Below are 11,925 nucleotides of genomic sequence, written 5' to 3' on the forward strand. Positions count from 1 at the left end.
TAAATACATTTCCGTCATCACTCAAGTTGTAAATGGCAGGGTAAATCTACTTATCTCAGGTAGCGTCTCGATACGGTCAGCCTGAGAGTGCATCAGAGTCCACAATCTCGACACACCATCTTTGATCGTCCTTCTTAAATAGAGAGAGAAAACTAGATGCCGAATTTAGTTTCAGCTGGCTGGGAGAGTGTGAAAACTCAAGCAGTTCAGCAACACCGGATTATTGCTGCCATTGATTTGGGAACCAATTCTCTACACATGGTAGTGGTTAAAATTGACCCAACACTACCAGCTTTTAGCATTTTTACCAGAGAAAAAGAGACTGTGCGACTGGGCGATCGCGATTTAGTCACTGGCGAATTAAAACCAGAGGTGATGGATAGGGCGATCGCTTGTTTAGGACGCTTTCAAACCGTTGCTCAAACTTTCAACGCCGAAACCATCATTGCTGTGGCCACTAGTGCAGTGCGAGAAGCACCCAATGGCAAAGATTTTCTCCACAGGATAGACAGCGAATTGGGTTTAAGCGTTGACTTAATTTCTGGTCAAGAAGAAGCACGCCGCATCTATTTAGGTGTGCTGTCGGGGATGGAATTTAACAATCAGCCCCACATCATTATTGATATTGGTGGTGGTTCTACAGAAATTGTTTTGGGAGACATTCAAGAACCGCGCACACTCACCAGTACCAAGGTGGGTGCGGTGAGACTTACGAGTGAATTTATCACCAGCGACCCCATCACCAACAGTGAGTTTCAGTACTTACAAGCTTACGTCAGGGGGATGTTAGAACGTTCTGTAGAGGATGTTTTAGCAAATCTTCAGTTTGGTGAATATCCTCGATTGGTGGGAACATCCGGCACTATTGAAACTTTAGCCTTAATTGATGCCCGTGAAAAATTGAGTATGATGCCTTCTACACTCAATGGCTACCAATTAAGCCTCCAGGATTTGCAGGGCTGGGTGAATCGCTTGGCAAAAATGACCAATGTCGAAAGAACAGCCATACCAGGTATGCCAGAAAAGCGGTCAGAAGTGATTTTGGCAGGTGCGATCGTCCTTCAAGAAGCCATGATCCTGTTAGGTGTAGATGCAGTCACACTTTGTGGACGGGCGTTACGAGAAGGCGTAATTGTTGATTGGATGCTAACTCACGGTTTAATCGAAGACCGATTACGTTATCAAAGTTCGATTCGCCAGCGGAGTGTGCTGAAACAGGTCAAAAAGTACCACATCAATTTTGAACATAGCGATCGCGTAGCTGTATTTGCTCTGAGTTTATTTGACCAAACTCAAGGCATCTTCCACACCTGGGGAGATGATGAGCGACAACTTTTATGGGCAGCAGCAATTTTACACAATTGCGGTCACTACATCAGCCATTCATCCCACCACAAGCACTCTTATTATCTAATTCGGAATGGCGAATTATTAGGCTATACCGAAACCGAAATCGAAATCATTGCGAATTTAGCTCGTTATCATCGCAAATCTCCGCCCAAGAAAAAGCACGAAAATTTCCGCAATTTGTTGGGTAAAAATCATCGGCAAATAGTCGGCCAATTAAGTGCAATTTTAAGATTGGCAGTGGCTTTAGATAGGCGACAAATTGGCGCAATATCTCAGGTTAAATTTAAGTATTATCCTGATACCCAAGAAGTACATCTATCAGTTTTTCCCTCTCATCCTCATGATGACTGCGCCTTAGAAATGTGGAGTTTAGATTACAAAAAAGGAGTGTTTGAAGCAGAATTTGGTGTGAAATTAATTGCGTCTTTAGAATATTCTAAAGTAGCTATTAACTAATACTACACAGCATTCCTAAATTATTCGTGATAAACAAGCTTACCGACTTATTTAAAAAGTCGGTAAGCTTGGCGGCTAGATACAAATTTGTTCATTTTCCAAAGCTTTGAGAATTTTGAAATATAAATCCTCGACTCTTTTGACTTGAGCTTCACCAATTGCAGCATAGTGAGTTAAACTAGGTGAGCCATTAACTTCAATAATTACATAATTATTCATTGGCATAGTTATATCATCAGCAATAATATCTAAACCAGCTAATCTTAACCCCATATCTTTGGTGACATTTATTGCTAATTTTTTAAAGTCAGGGTGGATATTTTCGGTAACATCTACTCCATCTCCTCCACTGGATAAATTGGCGTTATCTAAGAGATAGACAGTTTTATTTTCGGGTATTACACTATCAAATTTGAGTTTTTGTCGTTGTAATTTTCGTTTGATGCGGAAATCATTAAAATCTATAATCTTTTTTCTGCCATTAGCAATACAACATTGTTCTTTTCGTTGTAGCAGTTCTAAAATAGTAGACTTGCCATCACCTAATACACATAGAGGAATTCTTTGATAAACTGCACTTACTTCATCATCAATGACTACAATTCTGTAATCATTACCTAGATAAAATCTTTCTACAATAAACCCTGGAGTGATGCGTAATATTTTTTTAGCAACTTGATAGTATTCTGTTTTATTATATACCTTTGCTACAAATTTTCCTTGACTGAGATTAATGGGTTTAACAATTACTGGAAAACCTAATTCTTCTTTAGCAAACTTAAATCCTGCATCAATATTTCTCTCACTACTTAGTTTTGCACATAATTTATTGCTAAAAAAAGTTTTTCCTTCAGTAACTTTATATCCAAAGTGCTTAAGAAAAAAGTTAGAGTAAGCTTTATCTTTAGCTATTTCGGCAGAACCGAAACCATTAATATTTAATTTACTATTACTAAAACAAGCTTTATTTCCGTTTTTAAAGGTAATATGTCCGACAAAAGCGTATTCAGGGTCTACTACAACTATTGCACCTATTTGAGGAGCAATTTTTTGAATTATTGATGTTACTAATGGCATTTGCTGTATCCAAAAGTATAATTCGCAGAAAGAAATTTTAACGAATTGTCAAGCATTGGTCAAGATAATAAAAATTAAGCACTACAAAATACCTTTTTTCAAAGCAACCAAAAAGTTAGATAAAATTAATTCACATGATAGTTTATAAAAATTAATATTATCGTCTAGTCTAAAAAAGTTTTTCTCTAAGACATTTTCTATACAGAATAATTGTTTTGTATATTTCGAGACATATATAAAATTTTCCTGTTGGTATTAAATTTGCGTGTAGAAGTAAGTAACCCTAGTAGAGATGCCACACTTGTTGACAATTCTAAATTTGGATTTGTTTTTTCCTTTTTTAGTTGCTAATCAAGGGTTTGAGACCGATCGCAAGTGTAATTTTCAAGAGCCATTTCTTGTAAAATGTTTTGCTAAGTCTTGACAATCCAAAAATAATGGAATAACAAGGTGGCAGCAGCTTGAAAAAAGGCGTTAGTGCATCCCCGCCAAGAGAAGTCAGTAACGCCTTCACTGAAAATTACACACGGATATCATAAATCATGCCACAAAATACAGATTACAAAGCTACTAGCCACGGAAATCAAGCGATCGCTTACAAAGAACGCCTAAATGGTTGGGCAATTGCTCGCTTACAGCCTGATGCACAACGAGAAATTGTGGCTCGCTTCCGCAGTCGTTCAGATGCAGACGGTTATATGCAGCGCCTACGTCAGATGATGCCTGATGCGTCTTTTATGGTTGTCTTTGATCATCAACGCGAAGAAGTTGTGGCTTAAAGTTTCAATCCGTTATTTAACTATACATTTGTAAGCAGGATTAAGGGTAAGGGTGCGATCGCCATTATTATTTAGGTGCGTTATATCCCTGTTAACGCACCGAATGATATTAAATATCTTATGAAAATAGGGAATGGGGAGTACTGAAAAATCATTGCCCCTAATCCCTGGCCTTGGTTGCAGCTATTTAAGTAAAACCTGTTGCAGTGCTTCTATCAGTCTATCAACACTTTCTTTGCGGCTATTAAAGCCCATCAACCCAACGCGCCAGACTTTCCCTGCAAGTTCTCCCAATCCACCACCAACTTCAATACCGTGTTCTGTTAATAGCCGTCGTGCAGTTGCTTTACCATCGACCCCTTCAGGAATGCAGACAGTCGTTAGAGTTGGTAAACGATATTCTCGTTCAACGTGCAAACTCAATCCTATCCCTTCCAAGCTTTCCCAGAGATACTCGACATTCTTTTGATGACGCTGCCAACAGTTTGCCAGTCCTTCTTCTGCCACTAAACGCAAGGCTTCTCGCAGAGCATAATACAGGTTGATTGGTGCTGTATGATGATAAACTCGTTCATTACCCCAATATTTACTCAGCAAAGTCATATCTAAATACCAGTTTGCCACCTTCGTGCTACGGCGCTGCAATTTTTCCCAAGCACGGGGACTCATGGTAAAAGGAGAAGCACCAGGGGGACAACCCAAGCCTTTTTGGCTACAACTGTAGGCTAAATCTACTCCCCACTCATCTAAAAATATCGGCGCACCACCAAGACTAGTAACAGTATCAACTAATAACAACGTGCCGAATTCCCGACACAGTTCACCAACTCCTTCCAATGGTTGACGCGCACCTGTGGAAGTTTCGGCGTGAACCAAAGCCAAAATTGTTGGACGATGGGTTTCCACAGCAATACGGAGTTCCTCTAAAGAGAAAACTTGCCCCCAAGGTTTGGTAATAGTACGCACATCAGCACCATATCGCCCAGCCATATCTACAAGGCGATGACCAAAGTATCCAGCCACACCGATTAAAATCACATCACCGGGTTCTATAGCATTGGCGATTGTTGCTTCCATTGCAGCGGAACCTGTACCACTAACGGCAATAGTTAGGGGATTGTTTGTTTGCCAAACGTAGCGCAGTAACGACTGAATCTCATCCATCAGCGCGAGAAAATCTGGATCAAGATGTCCCAGGGGGGAAGTATTCATAGCCTGGAGAACAGTAGGATGAGCATTAGAAGGCCCTGGCCCCAAAAGCAGCTTGGATGGGATTTCTAGAGGTTTGAGTTGTAAGCGTTGACTATCGTTAATCGAGATTGTTTGGGACATAATTTGTTCTCCCTAGACGGTACTTACCGGATCATAGAGCGATCGCATCACCGTTGTATCATCTTGAATTAATACCTCATTTGCTAGAAACAACAACTGTTGCAAAGTTTTACAGTAAATGTTAAGTCCGTGTGACAAATATGTAATGAATCAAAAACGTTCGAGTTTAAAACCTCTAAAAGGAGCAAATCGCCGGTGGCGACGCAGATTAAATCTCAAGGGAGAGATAGCCTTGGTAACTTTACCGACGGTAACTGTACTGACTGTCATGGCTGTAGTAGAAGGATTAACTCAGCAGCGTCTACTGTTTGCGTCCCTTGCTTCTAGTGCGTTTTTGATTTATCTCGATCCCCAGCACGGAACAAACTCTGTACGAACGCTGATTCTTTCTCAAATGATGGCTGCAAGCATTGGCTTTGTCACCTATCTGTTATTTGGTGGGGGATATCTCTCTGGGGGTATTGCAATGGTAATTGCGATCCCACTTATGATTTTCTTAGATGCAATGCACCCTCCATCTGTAGCTACTTCCTTAAGTTTTGCTTTAAAAGCTGGCAATGTCAGTAATCTAGTTTTATTTGCTTTGGCGATTGGGATTACTACTGTGTTGGTAGGATTAGAGCGTTATACCTTATGGCTACTCGCACATTATCATCATAAATAAAAAATAAATCTGGTTGGATATTAAATCCTGGATGAACGATGCCTGACCAAGCAATAATCAAGTAAGACTTGACTTGAACCTCAAGATTGACTTATGACTATTGACCAAAACTAGGGTGTAAGTAGAAAGGTGCAAATAAACCGAACTATGTAACGGAAAGTAAAGTAGCTTGAAAACCTCTTCCCTTCTGCCCTCTGCTTCCTGCCTTGTCATAACGACAATTTTTAACACCGACCTACTTAGGCTGTGGGGTGTGAAGGGAGAAGAAAAAACTTTCTTTTTGTACACCCCACAAGACGAGCCACCTTGGTGTCATAGCCTCCGCCAAATCTCCGGTTTGGTGGTCTTTAATGAGTGGTGGGTTCAAGCCCCCACTCATTTCCCCGACACCCGACACCCAACCTTGTATCTTAAGAGAAGTAGTAGACCGTCCCAACCTTGGTCATCATAGACCGCATCGTAGTAAGGGTCACTACAACACCCTTCTTTGTGACAAATCATTTATGACTCGCGTTATTGGTTTAATCAGTGGCACATCCGTAGATGGTATTGACGCTGCTTTAGTTGATATTTCTGGTACAGATTTAGATATCAAAGTGGAGTTGTTAGCAGGAAAAACATATCCCTATCCCGCCGAACTCAGAGAAAGTATTTTAGCTGTTTGTGCAGAGAAAGCCATCTCAATGGCAGAATTAGCAGAATTAGATGATGCGATCGCTTTAACTTTTGCTCAAGCTGCCCAAAATATTCAAACTGGTTATCAACCAGCAACTTTGATTGGTTCCCACGGGCAAACAGTCTACCATCGACCACCTGTGAAAGCAAGAGGGCAGAGAGGCAGGGGAGCAGGGGAGGATAACTCCTTTTTAGGCTACACTCTACAACTTGGGCGTGGTGATTTGATTGCATATCTTACAGGTATCACAACTGTCAGTAATTTTCGTGTTGCTGACATTGCTGTTGGTGGTCATGGCGCACCGCTTGTACCCAGAGTTGACGCTTATTTACTCAGCCACCCGGAAGAAGCACGGTGCATTCAGAATTTAGGCGGTATAGGTAATGTAGCTTACATACCACCCCGCCGCGATCACTGGTTAGAAAAAATGCGCGGTTGGGATACTGGCCCAGCAAATAGCCTCTTGGATTTGGCGGTGGAGCATTTAACTGCTGGTGCTAAAACTTATGATGAGGATGGTAAATGGGCAGCGATGGGTACTCCTTGCCATGCTTTGGTGGAACAATGGTTACAGCAAGATTATTTTCATCTACCGCCACCCAAATCTACAGGGCGTGAATTATTTGGTGTAGATTACTTGCAGCAGTGTTTAAAAGCTGCCGAACCATACCAACTTAGCCCATCTGACTTTCTGGCGACACTAACAGAACTTACTGCGGCTTCCATTGTTCAGAGTTACCAGACTTTTTTGCCTCAAATGCCACAGGGCGTATTTTTATGTGGTGGTGGAAGTCGCAATCTGTACTTAAAACAAAGGTTACAGACATTATTAGGAACAATCCCAGTTTTAACTACTGATGAAGTCGGGTTGAGTGCAGATTTTAAAGAAGCGATCGCTTTTGCTGTGTTAGCCTACTGGAGACAGCTAGGTATTCCTGGTAACCTCCCATCCGCAACAGGCGCACCCTATGAAGTTCTGTTAGGAGAAATTCACCAACCCCTTCGGGTAGAGAGGAAATAGTAAAAAATGCTCAAATGACCTCGTGGCACTGCGCCTATTACCTGTCACCTGTAATCTGTCCCCTTTTTAAAGCCTGACATTTTTGTGTTTCAAATATATCTTTGAGTCATATAAGTACTCGATTAATACAAGGAACTGAGAAGGTGGCTCACACTTTTTTAATGGAACCAGGACGCTGGACATTACAAGGCAGTTGGCTAGAACGCAATGGAATGCCAATCAGTGTTAAAGGTATGACCTTGGTTGCTTGGAATCGAGATAACTGGTTCACAATGGCAACAAAGCTAATATTTCCTGGTAGCGATCGCTCGGAAATCTCTTTACAATACAAAGGGCGTTTGCATGAGGGCGAACGCCAGTATACTTTTTTGCTTCAGCATAATCTTTTGGGGCAGATTGAAGGTGAGGGCTGGATCGGTCTAGATACAATTGTGCAGCGCTATTGGGTACTGAGCGATCGTCAACGTCGTAGTGGCTTTGAAACTGTACATCGTATTTCAAATGAGACTTACTATTTGAGTTGTGGTGTTATGGTAGGTCATTCTTTAACTAGTACTATGGAAGCCAGCCTAGAACGTCAGCCACTTACATAGTATAAAAAGGTAAAAGTAAAAAGGCAAAAATAAAAAGAAAGATTGCTTATACCGCAAGCTTTTTAACCATTTCAAATGGTCTGCTTACTTCCGCCAAGCTGTACTAAGCTCATAATCATTCAAATTGCATCCCCGTGTCTTTCTGAGGCTAAGGATTATGTAACTTCAAGGCGGATTAGCTTAGTGCTATCCCAAGAGATCGCAAATCAATAGAAATCATAGATATTTATTTAGTCAAAATTGGGCAAACTAAAAATAAATCAACATCAGATTGCGGAATGCTAGAAAACGTCAGGATGAATCTACCATTCCGTTGGTTTGAATTGGCATCTTCCACCAGTCGTAAAAACCACCCCCAGGCTAATGCTAGAAGTCCTCGCAAATAGGACTAAAAACTGCTTCAGTTCAAATCAATGAACTTTAGTGATGAGTCTAGAAATTGATTTCTAGAGCGAATAATTTGCATATACTTTTTTTCCCACACACTTACAACCTGCTTTTGGAGTCGAATATTTTATGTCAGACCCCAACATTGGACGCTTACTCGGCAAACGCTATCAACTCCAAGAGTTAATTGGTACTGGAGCTATGGGTCGAGTTTATCGTGCTAAAGATATTTTGTTGGGGGGTGTACCTGTTGCTGTCAAGTTTCTCGCTCTATCGATTCAAAATGAAAAGATGCGCTTACAAGAACGCTTTGAGCGAGAAGCAAAAACCTGTGCCTTGTTGGGACAAAAAAGCATCCATATTGTGCGAGTTATGGACTATGGCGTAGATGAAAACAACACACCATTTTACGTCATGGAATATCTACAGGGATACGGCCTGGGTCAGATTATTCGTCAGCACAATCTAGCTTTACCCAGATTTTTTAGTATGGTGCGTCAAATCAGCCTGGGGTTACAGTGCGCCCATGATGGCATCCCCGTTGATGGCACTGTTTACCCAATTATTCATCGTGATATTAAGCCCAGCAACATGCTGGTAATTCAAGACTCCAGTTTTGGGGAATTAGTAAAAATTCTAGATTTTGGGATTGCTAAGTTACTCCAAGCAAATAGCGACCAGACAAAATTTTATTTGGGAACTCTGGCTTATTCTTCTCCTGAACAGATGGAGGGTAAGGAATTAGACAATCGCTCGGATATTTACAGTTTGGGTGTGATGATGTTTGAAATGCTCACCAGTAAGATGCCATTGGTAGCACCAACTCACTCTTTTGGATCATGGTATAAAACACACCACACTCAAGAACCGCGCTCTTTTTCTGAAGTGAATCCTGGGTTACAAATTCCCAAAGAAGTACAAAATTTAGTCATGAGTTGTCTTGCTAAAGCACCAGGCGATCGCCCCCAAAAGGTGAGCGAAGTTTTAAGGGTGCTAGAATCTTTAGAACAAAATTATCGATCACACATAACTCAGCAAGATCACTCTACGCCCAAACCTCTAGCTACTCATACCATAACCATTCCCGTTGAGCTTCAGCCAAAAACAAAGGCTGATGTACAGGTATTACCTTCACACGACGAAATTCTTCGCTCTGTTTCTTGGCCAGATAATAAGCCAATTGCCGATATTGTTTTCCCCCACACGATTCGCGTCAACGACGAAGTTTTACCGGCCCTATGGGTGATGTTACCACAACGGGAAATTCTCAAAAGATTCGTATGTAATCGTTATAATCAATTTCTTTTTTTGCCTGCACCCCATCCCATGCTGCTATGGATTACCGTTATCTACAATCGCAAACATGGTGTTAAGTGGTTGCCTTATTACCTCGATCTTAAGACGAGTTTAGGCCAAGACATCGCTAGATTACTGGCAAAAAATGGTTACTATCGGTTGTTATTTTTTGCACGGGAAGCACCGAGTAACTGTTTTCATATTCTACTTTGCAGTATTGCTACTGCTCAACGCAAGAACCTAGAACAGTGGGCAGAAGAAAGTAAAATCTCAGGTTCATCTGTTGATCCACAAATTAGTAAAAATGTTCTCAAAAATGAGTACGAAAAAATTAAACCCCAAATTTTGTCTAAATTAGAAGCGATGGCGACAGATTCTCCCTTCGACCTTTCGGGCTAGGGTCTGATTGATTGCAAAATGTAAACTTTTATAACAAAAAATCTATATTCGGTTGTAAGCTCTACGTTATAGCAAATATAATGATTATCGATGGCGAGTGATCAGCTAGTATTTATTGGATCTACGCAAAGCTTGCACTGCATCCAATACAGCACATAAATTAGTTTACTTAAACAGCCACTATTAATATGGTTTAGTTTTAGTGACTAACTTACTCCCTACAATACAGTTTATTCTTAACAAATACATGCAGCCGTCAGGCTTGCTTTGCACATTGTTAAGTTTAGAATGGTTAATCTACAATTGCTGAATTAAAGTTGACGCCCCAGCATCCCCAGCTCTTTTCCTAGTTGGAACCAAGCAAGAGAAGGAGGTCGCCCACTGCGACACAAAACAACTCTATGCCAAAGTGGAACCAGAATCTAAGCCCCACTGGTGCTTGAGTAGCTCTTGGTAAGTAGCTTCACGGACAACCATTTGTTCATATAGCTTGACTAAAAAATCTTTTGCTTGGTCATGGCTCATATTCTGCACTTGGGTAGCAAATGAGCGGATGCTGAACTGTTGTTCCAAAGATAATTCGATTGGTTGATTCATAAGTGAACTCCGAAAACAACGCGTAAAAGTGAGATTTTAGTGACACATATCCCAATAGGTCAGTAATGGGATAGTTGTTCTACATTTGTTCCTATGTATTAAGAAAGATAACAATTGTTTGACAACTTTGCCCACACTCCTTGGGATAAACTTCTGATATCCGTAATCGCTTTTGCCTAAACCTACTGGTATACAACTCAAGTATGCTGAAGCCGATTCCGGGAAATTTCACGATTCGTGAAATTAAATACCTGATTTTAAGCCGGCCCAATTTCAGCGAGGGAGATACTGATTAGAGGGATGGGTCAATAAAAGGTATTAAACCTGAATTATATGCGCCATATCGTATTATGTGCAAGATGTCAATTGAACAAATTAGATAAACTTCGCCTCCAACAGGCAAATTTGGAGGTTAAAAACAGTTGTATCAAGTTGTAAACAATAAAAATGCTCAGACTGAACAAATTAGTGAGTATATTTACTTGAAAAAATCAAAATGCGAAAGCCCAGAGCCAAAATTACTTTTGACCCTTGACCATTGTCTTTTTACCGTTGACTATTAAGTGTCTTGCAGTTCAACGATGACAACTGTGATGTTATCATGTCCGCCTTGCTCTTTAGCAGCTTCTATTAGAGAGATAGAGGCTTTTTCTAGCAAAGGAATGTTTTGTAGACAATCAGCAATCTTCTCGTCCACCAATTCTTCGGTTAGACCATCACTGCACAACAGCAAGCGATCGCCTTGTGTTACATTTAGCGGTTGCACATCAAATTGGGTAAGGTCTTCCCGACCTAAACAACGGGATAACACATGGCGGAATGGGTGAACTCGTGCTTCCTCTAAAGTGATATCGCCAATCTTGATTGCCCTTGCAACCCAAGTATGATCTTCTGTGATTTGCTCTAGTTGCGATCCTCGCAAACGATACAATCTAGAGTCTCCAATATGAGCGCACCAAGGGGCTTCTGGCTGACGAAAAAGTACTGCTACAACAGTAGTACCCATATCAGCACGTTCAGGATGATGTTGCTGATCCTGCAAAATTGCTTCATTGGCCTGCCACAAAGCTTTTTCTAGCAATTGTGCATCGGATTCAGGAGAATGCCAGTTTTCTACTAAATGGGCTTGAATTTCCCGTGTGGCAATGTGGCTTGCTTCTTCACCTCCTGCGTGACCGCCCATTCCATCAGCCACGATAAAAAATCGTCCTTCGGGATCGACATAGTAGGCATCCTGGTTACTAGAACGAATAAGTCCCGGATCACTAAAACCCGTGAATTTCAATTTCATAACTTTT

General features: G+C 41.0%; 11 protein-coding genes. 6 read left to right on the top strand and 5 right to left on the bottom strand.

The window, feature by feature from the left end:
* The first annotated feature begins 156 nt into the window (after window positions 1-156).
* Window positions 157-1,806: a Ppx/GppA phosphatase family protein gene (locus tag IQ259_RS09855; RefSeq protein WP_193884169.1), complete on the top strand. Its 1,650-nt coding sequence runs from the start codon at window positions 157-159 to the stop codon at window positions 1,804-1,806.
* A gap of 75 nt (window positions 1,807-1,881) precedes the next feature.
* On the opposite strand, the gene IQ259_RS09860 is transcribed toward IQ259_RS09855, so the two are convergent.
* Window positions 1,882-2,883 (bottom strand): cyanophycin synthetase, encoded by a 1,002-nt coding sequence (locus tag IQ259_RS09860; protein ID WP_193884171.1) that lies wholly within the window; start codon window positions 2,881-2,883, stop codon window positions 1,882-1,884.
* Between the two features lie 542 nt (window positions 2,884-3,425).
* Between IQ259_RS09860 and IQ259_RS09865 the strand changes: the two genes are divergently transcribed.
* The gene (locus IQ259_RS09865) at window positions 3,426-3,662 is read left to right on the top strand and encodes a hypothetical protein (RefSeq protein WP_193884173.1); all 237 of its coding nucleotides are present in this window, start codon (window positions 3,426-3,428) and stop codon (window positions 3,660-3,662) included.
* Window positions 3,663-3,845: 183 nt separating this feature from the next.
* Here the strand turns inward: IQ259_RS09865 and IQ259_RS09870 are convergent, their stop codons facing one another.
* Together IQ259_RS09870 and IQ259_RS27550 are read right to left on the bottom strand one after the other, a co-directional pair.
* On the bottom strand, window positions 3,846-4,994 hold the full coding sequence (locus IQ259_RS09870; protein WP_193884175.1) for an alanine--glyoxylate aminotransferase family protein: 1,149 nt from the start codon (window positions 4,992-4,994) through the stop codon (window positions 3,846-3,848).
* A gap of 12 nt (window positions 4,995-5,006) precedes the next feature.
* Window positions 5,007-5,132, bottom strand: a complete 126-nt coding sequence (locus IQ259_RS27550) for a hypothetical protein (protein WP_255525302.1) — start codon at window positions 5,130-5,132, stop codon at window positions 5,007-5,009.
* Between the two features lie 7 nt (window positions 5,133-5,139).
* Between IQ259_RS27550 and IQ259_RS09875 the strand changes: the two genes are divergently transcribed.
* The 4 genes from IQ259_RS09875 to IQ259_RS09890 all read left to right on the top strand — a co-directional run bounded on the left by IQ259_RS09875 (window position 5,140) and on the right by IQ259_RS09890 (window position 10,030).
* Window positions 5,140-5,658: an HPP family protein gene (locus tag IQ259_RS09875; RefSeq protein ID WP_193884177.1), complete on the top strand. Its 519-nt coding sequence runs from the start codon at window positions 5,140-5,142 to the stop codon at window positions 5,656-5,658.
* Window positions 5,659-6,161: 503 nt separating this feature from the next.
* Entirely contained in the window at window positions 6,162-7,355 is a 1,194-nt protein-coding gene (locus tag IQ259_RS09880) for an anhydro-N-acetylmuramic acid kinase (RefSeq protein WP_193884179.1), read from the top strand.
* 143 nt (window positions 7,356-7,498) lie between these two features.
* Window positions 7,499-7,948, top strand: coding sequence for a hypothetical protein (locus IQ259_RS09885; RefSeq protein ID WP_193884181.1), 450 nt, complete (start codon window positions 7,499-7,501; stop codon window positions 7,946-7,948).
* A gap of 516 nt (window positions 7,949-8,464) precedes the next feature.
* Window positions 8,465-10,030, top strand: a complete 1,566-nt coding sequence (locus IQ259_RS09890; protein WP_193884183.1) for a serine/threonine-protein kinase — start codon at window positions 8,465-8,467, stop codon at window positions 10,028-10,030.
* A 399-nt stretch (window positions 10,031-10,429) separates the two neighbouring features.
* Here the strand turns inward: IQ259_RS09890 and IQ259_RS09895 are convergent, their stop codons facing one another.
* The gene (locus IQ259_RS09895) at window positions 10,430-10,627 is read right to left on the bottom strand and encodes an NblA/ycf18 family protein (RefSeq protein WP_190684639.1); all 198 of its coding nucleotides are present in this window, start codon (window positions 10,625-10,627) and stop codon (window positions 10,430-10,432) included.
* 559 nt (window positions 10,628-11,186) lie between these two features.
* Window positions 11,187-11,918 (bottom strand): Stp1/IreP family PP2C-type Ser/Thr phosphatase, encoded by a 732-nt coding sequence (locus IQ259_RS09900; RefSeq protein ID WP_193884185.1) that lies wholly within the window; start codon window positions 11,916-11,918, stop codon window positions 11,187-11,189.
* Window positions 11,919-11,925: the final 7 nt, after the last annotated feature.

This window comes from Fortiea sp. LEGE XX443 (assembly GCF_015206815.1).
GTDB lineage: Bacteria > Cyanobacteriota > Cyanobacteriia > Cyanobacteriales > Nostocaceae > Nostoc_B.

Excerpts from the sequence above, each read along its gene's own strand:
- IQ259_RS09855 (WP_193884169.1), top strand. The coding sequence starts at position 157 with ATGCCGAATTTAGTTTCAGCTGGCTGGGAGAGTGTGAAAACTCAAGCA.
- IQ259_RS09860 (WP_193884171.1), bottom strand. The coding sequence starts at position 2,883 with ATGCCATTAGTAACATCAATAATTCAAAAAATTGCTCCTCAAATAGGT.
- IQ259_RS09865 (WP_193884173.1), top strand. The coding sequence starts at position 3,426 with ATGCCACAAAATACAGATTACAAAGCTACTAGCCACGGAAATCAAGCG.
- IQ259_RS09870 (WP_193884175.1), bottom strand. The coding sequence starts at position 4,994 with ATGTCCCAAACAATCTCGATTAACGATAGTCAACGCTTACAACTCAAA.
- IQ259_RS09875 (WP_193884177.1), top strand. The coding sequence starts at position 5,140 with ATGAATCAAAAACGTTCGAGTTTAAAACCTCTAAAAGGAGCAAATCGC.
- IQ259_RS09880 (WP_193884179.1), top strand. The coding sequence starts at position 6,162 with ATGACTCGCGTTATTGGTTTAATCAGTGGCACATCCGTAGATGGTATT.
- IQ259_RS09890 (WP_193884183.1), top strand. The coding sequence starts at position 8,465 with ATGTCAGACCCCAACATTGGACGCTTACTCGGCAAACGCTATCAACTC.
- IQ259_RS09895 (WP_190684639.1), bottom strand. The coding sequence starts at position 10,627 with ATGAATCAACCAATCGAATTATCTTTGGAACAACAGTTCAGCATCCGC.
- IQ259_RS09900 (WP_193884185.1), bottom strand. The coding sequence starts at position 11,918 with ATGAAATTGAAATTCACGGGTTTTAGTGATCCGGGACTTATTCGTTCT.